Annotated in this window: 16 protein-coding genes and 1 pseudogene; 1 reads left to right on the forward strand and 16 read right to left on the reverse strand. The window is 43.9% G+C overall.

Annotation, left to right across the window (positions count from 1 at the left end):
- The 9 genes from DXC04_RS02660 to DXC04_RS02700 form a co-directional block, all read right to left on the reverse strand.
- Positions 1-324, reverse strand: coding sequence for a hypothetical protein (locus DXC04_RS02660; protein WP_021860479.1), 324 nt, complete (start codon positions 322-324; stop codon positions 1-3).
- A gap of 16 nt (positions 325-340) precedes the next feature.
- On the reverse strand, positions 341-1,672 hold the full coding sequence (locus DXC04_RS02665; protein ID WP_199537823.1) for a peptidoglycan D,D-transpeptidase FtsI family protein: 1,332 nt from the start codon (positions 1,670-1,672) through the stop codon (positions 341-343).
- A gap of 37 nt (positions 1,673-1,709) precedes the next feature.
- Positions 1,710-3,182, reverse strand: coding sequence for an FtsW/RodA/SpoVE family cell cycle protein (locus tag DXC04_RS02670; protein WP_118659795.1), 1,473 nt, complete (start codon positions 3,180-3,182; stop codon positions 1,710-1,712).
- Between the two features lie 8 nt (positions 3,183-3,190).
- A complete protein-coding gene (locus tag DXC04_RS02675) occupies positions 3,191-5,362 on the reverse strand; it encodes a peptidase U32 family protein (RefSeq protein WP_118659797.1) in 2,172 nt (723 codons plus the stop codon).
- Positions 5,363-5,651: 289 nt separating this feature from the next.
- Complete coding sequence (gene zapA / locus DXC04_RS02680) at positions 5,652-6,056, reverse strand: cell division protein ZapA (RefSeq protein WP_021860483.1); 405 nt, start codon at positions 6,054-6,056, stop codon at positions 5,652-5,654.
- 99 nt (positions 6,057-6,155) lie between these two features.
- Positions 6,156-7,160, reverse strand: coding sequence for a Holliday junction branch migration DNA helicase RuvB (gene ruvB, locus DXC04_RS02685; protein ID WP_021860484.1), 1,005 nt, complete (start codon positions 7,158-7,160; stop codon positions 6,156-6,158).
- Between the two features lie 13 nt (positions 7,161-7,173).
- Positions 7,174-7,782, reverse strand: coding sequence for a Holliday junction branch migration protein RuvA (gene ruvA, locus DXC04_RS02690; RefSeq protein ID WP_021860485.1), 609 nt, complete (start codon positions 7,780-7,782; stop codon positions 7,174-7,176).
- A gap of 16 nt (positions 7,783-7,798) precedes the next feature.
- Positions 7,799-8,290, reverse strand: a complete 492-nt coding sequence (locus DXC04_RS02695; RefSeq protein ID WP_021860486.1) for a Gx transporter family protein — start codon at positions 8,288-8,290, stop codon at positions 7,799-7,801.
- A 32-nt stretch (positions 8,291-8,322) separates the two neighbouring features.
- Entirely contained in the window at positions 8,323-8,700 is a 378-nt protein-coding gene (locus DXC04_RS02700; protein WP_021860487.1) for a NusG domain II-containing protein, read from the reverse strand.
- Positions 8,701-8,829: 129 nt separating this feature from the next.
- On the opposite strand from DXC04_RS02700, the gene DXC04_RS02705 reads away from it, so the two are divergent.
- Entirely contained in the window at positions 8,830-9,816 is a 987-nt protein-coding gene (locus tag DXC04_RS02705; RefSeq protein WP_021860488.1) for an FAD:protein FMN transferase, read from the forward strand.
- A 172-nt stretch (positions 9,817-9,988) separates the two neighbouring features.
- Here the strand turns inward: DXC04_RS02705 and DXC04_RS02710 are convergent, their stop codons facing one another.
- The 7 genes and pseudogenes from DXC04_RS02710 to DXC04_RS02745 all read right to left on the reverse strand — a co-directional run bounded on the left by DXC04_RS02710 (position 9,989) and on the right by DXC04_RS02745 (position 16,694).
- Positions 9,989-10,846 carry a DegV family protein gene (locus DXC04_RS02710; RefSeq protein ID WP_118659799.1) on the reverse strand — a complete coding sequence of 286 codons (858 nt, stop codon included), beginning with the start codon at positions 10,844-10,846 and terminating at the stop codon, positions 9,989-9,991.
- 13 nt (positions 10,847-10,859) lie between these two features.
- Positions 10,860-11,144: pseudogene (locus DXC04_RS02715) on the reverse strand (DUF711 family protein); the annotation flags it as partial.
- Between the two features lie 121 nt (positions 11,145-11,265).
- On the reverse strand, positions 11,266-12,063 hold the full coding sequence (locus DXC04_RS02725) for an MBL fold metallo-hydrolase (protein WP_118659801.1): 798 nt from the start codon (positions 12,061-12,063) through the stop codon (positions 11,266-11,268).
- 69 nt (positions 12,064-12,132) lie between these two features.
- Positions 12,133-12,723 carry a dephospho-CoA kinase gene (gene coaE, locus DXC04_RS02730; protein ID WP_021860493.1) on the reverse strand — a complete coding sequence of 197 codons (591 nt, stop codon included), beginning with the start codon at positions 12,721-12,723 and terminating at the stop codon, positions 12,133-12,135.
- A gap of 13 nt (positions 12,724-12,736) precedes the next feature.
- A complete protein-coding gene (gene polA, locus DXC04_RS02735) occupies positions 12,737-15,352 on the reverse strand; it encodes a DNA polymerase I (RefSeq protein ID WP_118659803.1) in 2,616 nt (871 codons plus the stop codon).
- 60 nt (positions 15,353-15,412) lie between these two features.
- Positions 15,413-16,114 (reverse strand): YoaK family protein, encoded by a 702-nt coding sequence (locus tag DXC04_RS02740; RefSeq protein ID WP_117537179.1) that lies wholly within the window; start codon positions 16,112-16,114, stop codon positions 15,413-15,415.
- A 19-nt stretch (positions 16,115-16,133) separates the two neighbouring features.
- The gene (locus tag DXC04_RS02745; protein WP_117537178.1) at positions 16,134-16,694 is read right to left on the reverse strand and encodes a Fe-S-containing hydro-lyase; all 561 of its coding nucleotides are present in this window, start codon (positions 16,692-16,694) and stop codon (positions 16,134-16,136) included.

Below are 16,694 nucleotides of genomic sequence, written 5' to 3' on the forward strand. Positions count from 1 at the left end.
TTAACCTTCCCGTTCTTTTTCTAAAATATAGGAACGGATATCCGCACCTTTGGTTTCATTATACACTTCCTGTGTGATTCCTTCCACTATTTCCAGCGCATCCTCAAAATCTTTTGTAAGACCCACGACAAGCGGCAGCTCCTCCGGATAATTTTTCTGCCTGCGGATACATGCCGGGAAAATATCCAGCTGGTTCTGATCTGTCGATGCAAGTGTGATCAGATAAACTCCGGGTAATAATTTCCCGTTTTTCAGTTTTTTAATCAGATTTTCTTTTTTCTTCTGCAGGCCTTCCGGCACATATAAATATTTATAAATATGCATATGCCGCCCTCTTTCTTTAATAATAGGCATCAAAAACTTTCCTTGCCACATTAACTGCTTTCGCATTACCGTCTGCTGCTTCGATCACAACGCTGACAACAAGATCCGGATCATCCACGTTCGACATACCGATAAACCAGGAGTGGTCTTTGTTCTTATCCGAACTGTACTCTGCTGTTCCGGTCTTTCCTGCTGTTGTATAACTTGTTCCGCTCATTGCTGATGCTGCTGTTCCGTATTTTGTTACACTGGACATATAATCCTTTAACATGGAAGCTTCTTTCGCTGTCATCAGTTCTGCATATTTTTCCGGTTTCGTCGAGCTTATCACAGCGCCTTTGTAATTTGTCACAGAATCCACAAGGTACGGCTTCATCAGTGTTCCGCCATTTGCAATTGCCGAAGTAATGAGTGCCATATGATATGGACTTACCTGTGTCTTTCCCTGTCCGATCGCTGTCATCATACGTTCCGCGATTCCTGCCTGGTCACTTAATGCAAAATGACTTTCTTTATAAGAAATATTCCCCGGAAGTTTTGAATCAAACAGCAGCTTCTTTGTAGTCTTCTTAAAATCTGGGATCTTCAGTCCCTGTCCGATATTACTGAAAGAGGTATTGCAGGAATAAGCAAGGCTGTCTCTGAAACTTACCTGTCCGTGCACTTTTCCGCCAAAGCAGTGGATCGTATTCGATCCAGCTTCGATCTGTCCCTGGCACACATAAGAATAATCATCTGGATTGCCATGTTCTCTTATATACTCCAGTGCTGTTATCACTTTAAATGTAGATCCTGGCGGATACTGTCCCTGTGTTGCACGGTTTAACAGTCTTGCCGATGAATCCGTATTGAGTGTCTGCCATTTGTCTTCCACTGTCTCCGGATTGAAGTCCGGCTTTGATACCATGGCAAGAACTTTGCCTGTCTTCGGATCCATGGCAACAACCGCACCCTTCCGGTCTCCCAGCGCATCATACGCTGCTCTCTGTAATTTCACATCCAGTGTTGTGACAACATTGTCTCCCGGATTCTTCTTATCCTGAAATTCGTTCGTTAGCTTCTCCAAAAAAAATGCATTTGACGACAGAAGTTCGGAATTCATTCTGGATTCCAGACCGTATTTCCCTTTTGCCGTATACCCGACTACATGGGCAAATTCTCTTCCATACGGATATTCCCTCGTCTCGCTTCCATCTGCGGAAGTTGTCGTCTGAGCAAGTACTTTCCCTCTTTTGTCCAGAATCTTACCTCTTGTAACACGTTTGGCAAGCGTATCTGATCTCCGGTTGTACGGACTGCTTATGAAATCTTTACTTTTTACAACATTAAAATAGGATATATATCCCATCATGACTAAGAAAAGTGTGACAAAAACATATGTTACTCTAGCGAACTCTTTGTTGCGGGCGCGTTTGCGCTTTGCGCGGCGCTTTTCTTCCCTGCGGGCGCGCCTGCGGTCTCTGGCGGTCATATGCCGGCGTTCTTCTCTGCGGCGCATGTTCCTGTCTGCTTCTCTTTGCTCGTAACCGTTCCTTCTTCTTTCTTTCAATGTCCTCTTCCTCGTCTTCTCTTAAAATATAAAGTCCCTGAATAATCGCAAACATGATCACTGTACTGAACAGTGAACTACCACCATAGCTGACCAGAGGAATGGTCACACCGGTGGATGGAATAAACTTGGTCACACCTCCGATGGCAAGAAACACCTGGAAAATATAACAGGTTCCAAGCCCCAGCGCTACCAGCTTGTAAAATCCGTTGTGAAGCTGCATTGCAATATTTAAAAACATAATATAACAGCTCACACAGATCAGTATCATACAAAGTCCGTAGATCAGTCCCATCTCTTCACCGATCGCTGCAAAAATGAAGTCGGATACTGCAACCGGGATCGTATTCGGCACTCCCTCAAATAAACCAAGTCCGAACCAGCTTCCGGTGCCGATTGCAAATAAAGACTGTGCTACCTGCTGTCCGCCGTTCGCGTATACAGCAAGCGGATTTTTCCATACGATGACACGCACACGCACATGGTTGAACAGATAATATGCCGCCACGGACGCCAGACTCCCGGCACCCAGTCCGGCAAATATATACAGAGGCTGTCTCGTTGCCACATAGAGCATAACGAGATATACAACAAATATGATGAGTGCCGCACCAAGGTCTTTGGATACAACCAGAATCAGCACATGGAATGCTGCCAGCGCTGTCGTGATCACAATATTCTTAAATTCCAGTGACAGCTTAAAACTGGATGCGACAAAGAATACAAAAATAATCTTCACAAGCTCTGACGGCTGGATATTTGCAACCTTTGTTGAAAAGCTAAGCTTTGCACCTCCGGTAACTCCACCCCAGATAACAACTGCCGCCAGCGAAAAGATACCAATCACTGCGTAAAACTTTCTCCACTCAGCCAGAAACTTGAATTTCCGGATGATCACTGGTACAACCAGACTGCATGCAATACCTGCCGCCGCGATCATAAACTGCTTGATCGCATAAGAATAATTCAGCCTCGTCAGCATGATAAATCCAATGCATAACAGCATACACATATTATTGACGACCAGTCTGGACACCTTTGGATATAGCAATGTGTACAAAATGATCGTAGCTCCAAACAATACTACCTGCATCAGATAAAACGCCAGCATTTTGATGTCATCCGTCTGTAAATACATCACTGCAAATGCGATCGCATGCATCAGAAACATTAATATATTCTGTCGGCGCAGAAGATAACGTTTTCTGTCCGGGTCCTGATAACCAAATATGCTGAAACATAAGAATGTGTACATAATGATCAGCAGAATCATCACATATTTGGATAGTTGTACGATTATATTTACCAAACTCTCACCTACTTCACTCCTCGTTTAAAATGTCCTTTTGTATAGGAGACTTCCGGAAGCTGTGCATTTCTTCCCCGTAAAAATACATCTCCATATACATTTATAATATCCCGCGTTTCTTTTCCGGATTCCATCGTGAAATCCAGCCGCAGTGCCGATGGCTGTAAATTCCGGATCTCTTTATGCTGTTTCATAAGCATAAGCGGAACCGGGTTATAAATAATATTATAGCAGAAACTGCACTCATTCCTTACCGGAAATCTGTTCTGATAACGGTCCATCAAATATAAAAGTGACGGCTTTCTCTCACAGCTCCTCGTATTCTTCTGTATACAGTTTGCCGTGATCATCACCGGCTGGTATCCGTAAATACTCAACATACCACCCAAAAGACCGCAGTCTTTTAATTCTCTGCCATTGAGTTCAACAGATGCCGTAAACCGGGAAATGCCTTCCTGCTTCAGAAAAGCTTTTCCACTGTGGTTAAATACATACATATTGTAATCTGTCAGAATCTCATCCGTGTAATTTTTCTCTTTCAACCATGCAAGGCTCTCGAAATTGCGGATCATCACGCCATCAAAACTCTTCTTAAGTTCTGCATAGTACTGTTCAAACAGCTTAACTGCACGTTTCCGGAAAATATATGGCATAGCAAGATATAGTTTCTGATCATCAGAGAGCTTCTCTCTGAGATTTTTCCATTCTTTCGCCTCACAAAGTGTACTTTCTGCCAGGATCACTGCAACATCTTCTCTGCCTGCTGCGGCTTCAAACTGTTCCGGTGTGCATACGCGCACTGTAAATCTCTCATCCGCCGGAACATTATTATATTCGTGGCAGATCTCATCCTGTCTCTCAAAAAATGTTTCAACACATTCCGATGACTCTGAAGTTCTGCGATATGGTTCTAATAATTTTTCTTCTAATAATCCCAGACTTTCCCGTCGCAGTTCATTGATTGCCTGCATTGGTAGAAAAATACTGCCTTCCGTATGGATTTCCAACTCATCAAATGTAAATGGCGTCTGACCTGTCTTTCGCATCTGCTTATCAATACGCTTCTCATCTAACGGCTGCTTCAGTGCTTTCTGCACTTCGGCGCCTTCACAAGAAACAGATACCTCCCGACAGCATAAGTCTATTTTAGCACGACTTCCTTCGGAAAGTGTGAAGACTCCCTTAATTTTTTCTTGCTTTTTTGAAAATTCCGGAAGCGTCTCTACCTGTTCTTCTCCTTTTGGACGTTTTAGTGATAACATCGATCTGCCATTTTCGCATTGATAATAACCCTTCATATAGCCTCTTCTTCTGTAGGCATTCTCCAGAGTTTTAAGATCTTCCGGCTTCACACGGAAACCATCGCGCCCTTTCTGCAAATAAAGATTCACGTATTTGCGGTACATCCGTACAACCGTATAGACATATTCCGGCTGCTTCATCCTGCCTTCAATCTTAAAAGAGTCAATTCCGGCTTCGATCAGATCCGGGATCATCTCTATTGTGCACAGATCCTTAAGGCTCATCAGATCCTGCGGTTTCTTTCCCTCTACTGAATATGGAAGACGGCACGGCTGTGCACACTGTCCCCGGTTACCACTTCTTCCGCCAATCATACTGCTCATCAGACACTGGCCAGAATAACAGTAACACATTGCACCGTGAACAAAGCATTCCATCTCCAGACCTGTCCGTTCTTTCATCCGACGCACTTCCTCAAGACTGATCTCTCTTGCCGGAACAATACGCGTTGCACCCTTTCTGCCGAAAAATTCTGCTCCGTACTCGCCTGTCACTGTCATCTGCGTGCTGACATGCACCGGCAGATCCGGAAAAACCTCACGGATAAACGAAAAAACACCCAAATCCTGAACAATTACGGCATCCAGCCCCTGACGGTAATATGGCAACAGATACTCATACAATTCTGCAAGTTCATAATCCTTCAGCAGCGTATTCACCGTCATATAAATCTTCCTCTGCTGTAAATGTACCTCATCAATGGCACGCAGATACTGCTCTTCATCCAGATTGCCTGCATATGCCCTTGCGCCAAAACGCATCCCGCCGGCATAAATCGCATCCGCTCCGGCGGCAAGTGCCGCAGTCAGACTTTCATAGGAACCTGCCGGTGCCAGTATCTCTATATGATTGTGCCTATTCTCCGCCTCTCTGTTCATCCAACTACTCCTTGTTCTATAATATCTGCCCTGCCAGATACTTCACATCTCATCTGAATATCTCTGGCAGCGAAGTTTCCTTTTAAACAAATAAATTGTGTCCTGGCATATTTCCGCACCGAGCGCGTTACTGAGCGCCTGCGACGCTCGTTTAGCAACGACCGGAGTGAAACGTAGACAGTTTACAACAATCTACCTCTTCGTGCGAGTGCGCATCCCGCCGGAGATTTTTCATGTAACAGAAAATGCAATTTCCTGTTACATGAAAAAGGCTGTCACTCGACAGCCCTTACTTATTTTTATTCTCTGTCTCCAACTGAACGATCTTAAGCTGAAGTTCTTTGTTCTCTTCTTTTAACTTATCCATCGCTTTCTCAGCATTCTCAAGCTTGATCTGCACGGATATCAAGTCATGTTTCAGTTCGTACATGTCCTTGTCTTTCTCCTCGATATCGTTTTCCAGTGAAGTCCCCTGCTTCTTTGCTTTGAAATAATCATCCGCAATATTAAGTGCCAGAAGGATACTTCTTGTCTCAGCGTTCTGCTTGCGATATCCGTCGCTTGCTCCGAGCTCGTCCAGTTTATGATTCAGATAAGTAGATACTTTCTGCAGATAGTCTTCGCTCTCAAATCCGCTCAGTGTAAATACCTTTCCTCCGATTAATACTTCTGTAAAATTCTTTGATGATGCCATAAATGCCTCCCGCATACATTCATAATCTTTTTACCATTATAAACTAATCTGTGCAAAAAACCAACCTTTTTTTCATCTGCTGGTTTTTCTGCCGATTTTTCAGACTTCCATATTCATCTCAATGCCAAGATGTATATATGCTTTTTCTGTGACAATTCTTCCCTTCGGAGTACGCTGGATAAATCCATTTTTCAGCAGATACGGTTCGTATACATCCTCGATCGTTCCTGCATCTTCTCCGACAGAAGCTGCCAGTGTGTCCAGCCCTACCGGGCCTCCGGCAAATTTATTCACGATCGTAAGCAAAAGTTCCCTGTCTGTCTGATCAAGACCTTCTTTATCTACATCCAGAAGATCCAGTGCATAGTCTGCAACTTCCTTTGTGATATCTCCGTCATACTTTACCTGTGCAAAATCCCGCACACGCTTTAACAGACGGTTTGCCAGTCTCGGTGTTCCTCTGGAACGTCTCGCCAGCGCCAGAGCGCCCGCTTCATCGATTCCTACTTCCAGTACTTTCGCTGAACGCTTGATGATCGTCACCAGTTCCTCAGTTGTATAATATTCCATCCGGTGTACAACTCCGAAACGGTCCCGGAGCGGCGCTGTCAGCATACCTGCTCTCGTCGTTGCACCTACCAGTGTGAATTTTGGAAGATCCAACCGAATAGATCTTGCAGTTGCGCCCTTTCCGATCATGATATCAATCGCATAATCTTCCATCGCAGGATAAAGTACTTCTTCTACCTGCCGATTCAGCCGATGGATCTCATCTACAAAAAGAACATCCTTCTCCTGCAGATTATTTAAAATTGCTGCCATCTCACCCGGTTTTTCAATTGCCGGTCCGGATGTAATCTTAATATTCACGCCCATCTCATTGGCAATGATCCCGGCAAGTGTTGTCTTTCCAAGTCCCGGCGGGCCATAAAACAGGACATGATCCAGTGCATCTCCTCGCTCTCTCGCCGCACGGATATATACATTCAACATCTCCTTCGCCTTTGCCTGTCCGATATAATCGTCCAGAAGCTGCGGGCGGAGATTGTTCTCGATCTTCGCATCTTCTTCCAGATTCTCTGTTGTTATGATTCTTCTGCTCATCTTTATCGATCCTTTACAGCATCTGTTTCAAAGCCTGTTTTAATACAGCTTCGACATCCATTGCTTCTGTTATTTCTATTTTCTTCACAGCTCTTAAAGCCTCTGTACTGCTGTAGCCAAGCGCTGTCAGCGCCTGAACAGCTTCGCTCTGGACTCCGGACGGATCGCCGCAAGAAATATCCCCGGCGTCTCCGGTCATCGTATGCTCTAACGCATCCTCAAGGCTTAGCTTGTCCTTAAGCTCTAAAATGACCTTTTCTGCTGTCTTCTTGCCGATTCCCGGTGCCGCACAGATTGCTTTCACATCACCGGATAATACTGCAAAACGCAGATCATCCGGGCTTAATACAGACAGTACTGCCTGACCGCCTTTTGGTCCGATCCCGTTCACACCGATCAACAACTTGAATACCTGCAGATCATCTCTTGTCAGGAATCCAAACAACTGCATCGCGTCTTCTTTTACATTAAGATAAGTATAAATACGCACCTCATTGCCGACCGGCGGCAGCTGGCTGATCGACTCTACCGGCATGAAAATACCATAGCCGACGCCACCGACATCTACGATCACGCGATCTGCTTCCACAACCGCAAGTTCACCTCTGATATATTGAATCATCTGTTCCTCCATTTACCTAAAACTGTATATTCACAAGCCTCTTAAGCATCATCTCCGCAACAATGCCGATCACAAGTCCGGTAAGCAGCCCTGCTACCAGAAGTACCGGGAAATAATAAGTAACGCTGAATGTCTCTACCACAACAGCCGCAACAATAAGCTGTCCGATATTGTGGAAGACACCGCCTGCAATACTGATTCCCTGCAAGCTGAATCCTCCCCACTTCTTAAGAAGCGCCATTACAGTCAGACTTAAAAGTCCTCCGGCAAGGCTGTATATAATGCTGAAATAATTTCCAAAAATAAATCCTGCCAGCAATATACGCACGACAGAAAGAAGATACGCCTCTGAAAGGCGCATCTTATATAAGGCAACAACAATGATCAGATTCGCAAGTCCAAGTTTCACACCGGGAATCCCGAGGTTGACCGGAATCAATGTCTCTACATAACTAAAAATCAATGCCAATGCCGTAAACACTCCAAAATATGCTACTCTGCTCTTCACGTACTCCTTATCTTCCTTCCTGCTATAATACCTTAATTTGATACAGCATCAAATTCACTGTTCTCACTGCTCTCAACTTCAACAACTACTTTATTCGGAAGACAGATAATGCTCTCATTGTTTTTTGAAATTGCTTTCTGGTTCACGCAGAGTTGATCCGGGCAGTCTGCCTCTTTCATCTTCGCTCTGTTGTTTTTGATCACAAGTGTATTCGTTCCACCATTGATGGAAATCTCCTGATCCTCTCCAAGAGAATAGGTTCCCTCAATCTTCCCGTCTACTTTCACCACAACGCAATTCGCACCTTTGGCGCCAAGAAGGTTATGGAGAAAGAAGGCAAGACCCGCTACAACAATGATAATCGCAATTAAAACCCAGTCTTTTTTCTTCAAATGCATCTTTTCTTTCATATACACCGTTCCTCTCTGCGTTACATTCTAACACAAGAAATCAAACACTGCAATCACATGTTCGATTGCATATCTTATTTTTCATGGTATAATAACTTAAGATTATGACTGCCGACCTGGAGGTGTATTATGAAACTAAAAAAAATCACGGCAGCAGCCATGTGTGTTTCACTTCTTCTGACCGGTTGTTCCGGACTTTCCGGAAAACGCGGGCTTACTTACAGTGACACATTATTTGACACCACAATTAAGGTGCAGATCCTGGATTCTGCCAATACTTCTGTCATCAAGGGCTGCGAAACATTATGTAAGAAATACGACGCTATGTTCTCACCGGACAACAAAAAAGGCGATGTATATAAGATTAATCATGCAAAAGGAAAAGCTGTTACCGTTTCGGACGATACGATCAGTCTGATCAAAAAAGGGCTTTATTATGGAAAGTTCTCGAAAAGTGAATTTGATATTACCATCGGTTCTGTTTCCCGCCTGTGGGATTTCCGTTCCGGCAAGAAAAAGGTACCATCTTCCGCAAAAATCGACAAAAAGCTTTCCCACGTCAATTATCACGATGTAATAATAAATGGCAATGCTGTTACGCTGGCAGACAAACATGCGAAAATTGACCTCGGAGGAATCGCCAAAGGTTATATTGCAGACCGCGTAAAAGACTATCTGAAAAAGAAAGGCGTGAAACACGCGACGATTAATCTCGGCGGCAATGTACAGACGATTGGTACCAAGCCGGATGGTTCGGATTATCACATCGGCATCCAGAAGCCATTTGGAAAAAACGGCGAAGCGATCGCTTCTGTAAAGATTGATGACCAGTCTGTTGTCACCAGTGGCATTTACGAACGATATTTTGAAAAGAACGGAAAGATTTACCATCACGTGCTCTCGCCTTCAACCGGAAAGCCATGCAAGACAGATCTGTACAGTGTATCTGTTATCACAGATTCATCACTAACGGCAGATGCGCTGAGTACCATCTGTCTGATGATGGGATATGACCGTGCACTGAATATGGTAAACCAGTTAGATAATGTTGACGCCATTTTTATTACAAATGATGGCGAACTTCATTATTCGAATAATTTCCAAAAAAATCACTAGTAGCTGGTATTCTTTAGATGTTTCAGCTGACGATCACAGATAATTGAATAAAGCAAAAGAAAGACGATCACTTTACTGCGATCGTCTTTTTATTACTTTATTCCATTCATATGTGCCACCAAGTATCCGCGAATGGCACATATTGTCGTCCAGTCTTGATCGTCCCAGCTACCTATACTTCTATATATTTACTGCAGGCAACAGCCATTGCTCCAGGACCGATATGACATGCCACGCTCAGAGATAATTTTTCTGTGCGAATCTCATAAGCAGGAAATCTCACCTGTAACTCCGCGATCCATTTGTCTTTTTCTTCTTCTGAGCATGTATATGCAGCTTCCAGATGAACCTTTTCTCCTGCGAAACGGGAATGAATATCCTTGTCAATTGCATCCAGCATTGTCTTTTTTGCAGCCTTCCATCCGCGCACTTTTGCAAATGCATCCAGTTTCTCGCCTTGGATCTGGAGTACCGGTTTCAGATTCAGTACCGTTCCGATTGCTGCGGCAGCAGGTGTGATTCTTCCACCTTTTTTCAAATATTTCAAAGTATCAACTGTAATATAAATGCTGGATTCCAGCTTTTCACGCATCAGAACATCGACGATCTCTTCACCGGACATTCCTTTATCGCGCATCATCATGGCGTCTTCCACAGATTGGCGTTGTGTTACGGAAATACGCTGGTTATCCACAACATGTACTTTTCCTTCAAATTCTCTGGCGAGCATGATCGCGTTCTCGCAGGAACTGCTCAGTCCGCTGGACATCGGAATATGAATGACTTCATCATACTCCTCTAGCAGTTCTTCCCACAGTTCCATAACATCTCCCGGTGACGGTTGAGATGTTGAAATATCCGCACCGGTTTCCAGTTTTTCATAAAATTCATCCTGTGTCAGTGTAATATCTTCGTAATACAGTTCCCCATTGATATAAAATGGCATCGGCACAACACGGATTCCCAGTTCCTTTGCTTCTTCCTGTGTAATACCACTGTTGCTGTCTGTTACAATTGCTATTTTTCCCATTACCTATACCTCACTAATTTTTAAAGCTGTGGATCGGTGCCGGAATACGTCCTTTCCTGTTCACAAATGAACTGCAGTCGTATTCGTTTACCGGCATGATCGGTGCATAGCCTAACAACCCACCGAACTGCGCCACATCTCCTACATCTTTTCCAATAACCGGAATGAGACGAACCGCTGTCGTCTTCTGGTTCACCATTCCGATTGCCATCTCATCGGCAATGATCCCGGAAATGGTTGTTGCTTTTGTCTTTCCAGGTATTGCGATCATATCTAACCCAACGGAGCAGACACATGTATATTCGCACCGGCAATATAAGCCGTTACTTTTGCGATAATTCCGACATTGTCTTTTCCAACTACTGTAATGATACATTTCTTCATATGCGAGTCCTCCTTCAAAGCCTGTTCATCTCTTCCTACAGCTGAATAATGTTAGAAACGGATGTTCTTTTTGCAACTGTGATCGGAAGTTCTTCTCCCTTGTACGGATTGTCTCCCATCGTAACTTCCAGTTTCACAGTTTCATAAGCAAGACTTTCATAATTATTTTCCTTGCTCAGATGTCCGAGTACAACTGCGGACATATCATCATGCAGTATATCACAAAGAAGGCGCCCTGACAATTCATTTGATAAATGTCCTTTGTCGCCCATAACTCTTCTTTTCAGAGGATAAGGATATGGACCGACTTCTAGCATATGTATGTCGTGGTTCGCCTCCAGTACAATGCCATTCAGATTTTTAAGGTTCTCAATGGTATAGTCATCATATATTCCAAGGTCTGTTGCAACTGCAGCAGACTTACTGCCATTCTCAATCCGGTAACCGGACGGTTCATTTGCATCATGGGAAATTGCAAAAGGACGGATGTCCATATCTCCCAGACGAAATGTCTGATCTACCTGCACTTCATGCAGAAGACCTTCCGGAAGCCTGCCAATATTTTTATTGGCTTTGATTCCTTCAATCGTTCCATGAGTTGCATAAACAGGAACTGCATATTTTCTGCTGAATACACCCAGTCCCTGAATATGATCGACATGTTCATGTGTAATGAGAATCCCCCGTAGTTCATCTCCTTTGATCTCCAGCTCTTTCAAGCCTTCTTCAATTCTCTTCTTGCTGATTCCAGTGTCTACCAGAAGATGCGTAGTATCATCTCCTATGTAAATACAGTTTCCGCTGCTTCCACTGGCAATGCTGCATAATCTCATCTGTTATTTCCACCTGTTCTTTACAATGTTATTTTTTCTATTATGTACCGTCATGCTGTCTTTTAACTGTTACAGATTCTTTACGATCTGATCGATCTGGATCATTGTCTCGGCGAAAACACCATTATTGTCAATAACTCTGTCACATTCCTTCATAAACTGCTCTTTTGTAAGCTGGGAAGCCATGATATCATCAATCTTGGATTCCTTGTATCCTCTAGAATAAAACAGACGGTTCTTACGGACCTCTGTCTTCACATATACATACCAGAGTTCGTCATAGACCTCTTCATAATGATCTTCGATCAGAAGTGCAGATTCCAGAATAAACAGATTCGTATTCTTCCGCTCTTCATGACGGATTTTTTTCTTAATCTCTTCCTTTACAGCCGGATGCACAATTGCATTGAGTGCTTCTAATTTGGCTTTGTCTGTAAATACGATATCCGCAATTTTCTCACGGTCCAGCTCTTTCTTCTCATCCAGGATGTCTTCTCCGAAATAAGCAACAATCTGATCATAACATTCTGTTCCTTTTTTCTGTAAATGCTTTGCGACTTTGTCAGCCTGACAGATGGTTGCACCATATTTGTCATTCAGATATTCCAGAATCTGTGTTTTCCCGGAACCAACGCCACCTGTTAATCCTATTATCTTCATGTCTTTTCACCTCTTATTTTGCTTCGTACCAATTCGTTCCAGTATGCATATCTATCTCAAGCGGTACCCGGAGGTCAGCCGCATGTTCCATCTCTTCTTCCAGGATTTTCTTCACTTCTTCAACTTCCGGTTCGTACGCTTCGATCAAAAGTTCATCGTGTACCTGAAGCACAAGTCTTGATTTTAAATGCTCTTCTTTCAGTTTGCGTCCCACACCGATCATGGCAATCTTCATAATATCTGCCGCTGTTCCCTGGATCGGTGCATTCATCGCCACACGTTCTCCAAATGAGCGCTGCATGAAATTGCTCGATGATAATTCCGGAACCGGACGCCGTCTGCCAAACAGTGTTACTACATATCCGTTCTCTTTTGCATGTGCGACTGTATCATCCAGAAACTTTTTGATTCCTGGATATGTCTGAAAATAATCTTCGATGTATTTTGCCGCTTCTTTTCTCGTAATGCTCAGATCCTGGCTGAGGCCAAAGGAACTGATTCCATATACAATACCAAAGTTTACTGCTTTTGCATTTCTTCTCTGCAACGGTGTCACTTCATCGAACGGAATGTGAAATACCTGTGATGCGGTAATTCTGTGAATGTCTGCTTCCTCCCTGTATGCCTGGATAAGCTGCTCATCCTGCGAGCAGTGTGCAAGCACACGCAGTTCAATCTGTGAATAATCAGCATCTACAAATACATATCCTTCTTCCGGCACAAATACTTTACGGATCATTCTGCCAAGTTCCACTCTGACCGGTATATTCTGCAGGTTTGGTTCCGCACTGCTCAAACGCCCGGTTGCCGTCACTGTTTGATGGAACTTTCCATGGATCCTTCCATCTTCCTGAATGTACCCCGCCAGCCCGTCTGCATACGTAGACTTAAGCTTCGTAAGCTGTCGGTATTCCAGTACTTTTGATACGACCGGATAATCCGGTGCCAGCTTGTCCAGCACATCCGCCGCAGTTGAATATCCGGTCTTTGTCTTTCTTCCGCCCGGAAGTTCCATTTTTTCAAACAGAATTACTCCAAGCTGCTTCGGTGAATTGATGTTGAACTCTTCTCCCGCAAGCTCGTAGATATCTTTTTCCAGTTCAGTAATCTTACCAACAAGCTGATCTCCGTAAGCTTTCAGCGCTTCTGCTTCCACTTTCACACCATTTTGTTCCATCTCATATAAGGTAAATACAAGTGGCATCTCAATGTTTTCAAAAAGCTCCCAGCTCTTTGTATCTTTTAAACGATTCTCCAGCGGTTCTTTCGCCGCAAATGCTGTATATGCTTCATAGCAGGCTTTCGTTCTCCCATCTGCTTTCTCATCAATCATAAGTCCGAGCTGTTCTCTTGCGACATCTTCATACATATAATCGCTTTTCAGTGGATTCAGAAGATACGCCGCAACTGTCGCATCAAAACAATTCGCCCTGTTTTCTATCGGCAGTTCAGCTATGACATTTTTCAGATCAAATACAACAAATTGTCCGGCTTTCTGCTGAATCCGCGAGACTTGCTCTAATAACCATTCTGCGGAAATCTCTCCACCTGTAAGAATTAACGCTGTCTTTTCCTGTGATGCACAGAATGCAACTCCTCCAAGAGCTGCCTGCATGGCAAATAATGGCAATACATTTTCTGTATCTTTGTAAACAGCCGCGCCAACAACTTTTGCTTCCTCAAGCTTCTTCAGATATGTTTCTGCTTCCTTCTTTGTCTCGATCGCACAGAAAGTCTCTTCAATAGATGGCGCTTCTGGCTGTACATCAAAACGGGATAACAGGTTCTTAAACTGTAATCTCTGGAAATATGCATAAGCCTCTTCCGTATAGAGATTACCCAGTTTTGCTTCTTCAAAATCATATTCCACATCCGCATGTACTTCAATCGTCGCCAGAGTCTTACTTAATACTGCTAGATCCCAGTGTTCATTTAACGCCTTGGATGCTCGTGGTGGCTTCAGCTCTTCCACATGCTCATGTGCATTCTCAATAGAATGATATTCGGTAATGATCTTCGTCGCTGTCTTCTCACCGATGCTTGGAACTCCCGGAATATTATCGGCAGTGTCACCCATCAGCGCTTTCAGGTCGATAAATTCAACCGGATTCACCTGATAGCGTTCTTTTACATCTGCCGCATAATAATCTTCCACTTCGGTGCGTCCCTGCTTCGTCTTCGGGATTCGAATCTTCACATGCTCTGTCGCAAGCTGCAGAAGATCTCTGTCACCGGAAATCACAGATACTTCCATGCCCTGTTCTTCTGCTCTTCTCGACAGCGTTCCAAGCAGGTCATCTGCCTCCAGTCCCGGCTGCTCGATAATGCGCACTCCCATCGCCTTTAACACTTCTTTGATCACCGGAACCTGCTGACGCAGTTCCTCTGCCATAGGCTTACGCGTTCCTTTGTACGCATCGTACATCTTGTGACGGAACGTCGGTGCATGCACATCAAAGGCCACCGTCAGATACTCCGGCTTCTCTTCTTCTAATATTTTAAACATGATCGTCAGAAAACCATAAATGGCATTCGTATGAAGCCCCTCTGAATTTGTCAGATCCGGAAGCCCATAGAATGCCCTGTTCAATATACTGTGTCCGTCGATCAGAACTATTTTCTCGCTCATAAAAACAACACTCCATGTATTTTTTCGCTACCTTAATACTATACACCAAATCCTTTGATTTTAAAAGTGCTTTTCTTTTTCTTCTTTCTCTTCTTCCTCAGCCTGGATAAACATCAGGACAAATACAACAAAAAGCAGGATACACACGGTATATACAGATTTTGTGCCAACCCCCGTCGTCAATTTTGTACTGATAACTGCGCCGAAGATAAATGCTGCAATAATTCCGTAATACTGAAGACTGTTATTGCGTACTTTCCGGTCTCTGTGCACACCGGAATAAAAAAGATTCTCGGTAGCTGTCCTTAAGTTTCCGGTACACATCGTTGTTGCGTATTTCTTTCCTCCGCCAAAAGCCCTGAAACTCTCTACCTGCATAGAGCAGACGAAAGAAACTGCCGTATTGACCAGATCATTGCAAATGCCTTCCGGGACAAAAGAAACTGCCAGCAGTACAAGAATCTCCAGTGCGATAACGATCTGACGCCAGTGGATCTTTGTGCTGTAGCGGAAATTCAGTTTTACAATTTCCGTAATCATAACTCCGACCATAAACGCAAGGATCGGTAAAGTATACGTTGTTATTTTTTCAAAATTCTGCTGTGCAATATGAATCCCGAGAAGGACGATATTTCCCGTCTGTGCATTGGCAAATACGCCGCCCCGGCTTATATATGTATAGACATCCAGATAGCCTCCTGCAATCGCAAGAAGAAGTCCTATGAAATAAGACTCTGAAACCTGTCTTTTTAACTGTAGCATGAACTTACTTTCACATCCTTTATTTCTCTTTTTTCTGTAAATATGCCGCTCTTCCCTCTTCGTAAAGGTTGTTTCCCTCGCTGTCTATCACGACAACTAACGGCATCTCTTCTACATATAATCTGCGGAGCGCTTCCGCCCCAAGATCTTCATAAGCGATCAATTCTGCTTTTTTGATACATTTTGCAAGAAGTGCTCCGGCGCCTCCGATTGCTCCAAAATACACACCGCTGTATTTCTTCATTGCTTCAACAACTTCCGGAAGTCTGGCACCTTTTCCAATCATGCCTCTTGCACCTACAGACATCATCGTCGGCGCATACGCATCCATACGACCGCTTGTTGTCGGTCCCGCAGAACCGATCACATGTCCCGGTTTTGCGGGTGTCGGTCCGACATAGTAGATCGTTGCGTTTTTGGGATCAAATGGAAGTTCTTCTCCTCTTGCAAGCGCCTCACACATCCGCTTGTGTCCTGCGTCTCTTGATGTATAAATGGTTCCGGTCAGATACACGGTATCTCCGGCATGTAATGTTTTTGCAAGTTCCTCTGTCAAAGGAAGTGTGATATGTTTTTCCAT

The organism is Dorea sp. OM07-5 (genome assembly GCF_003481355.1).
Lineage (GTDB): Bacteria > Bacillota > Clostridia > Lachnospirales > Lachnospiraceae > Dorea_D > Dorea_D hominis.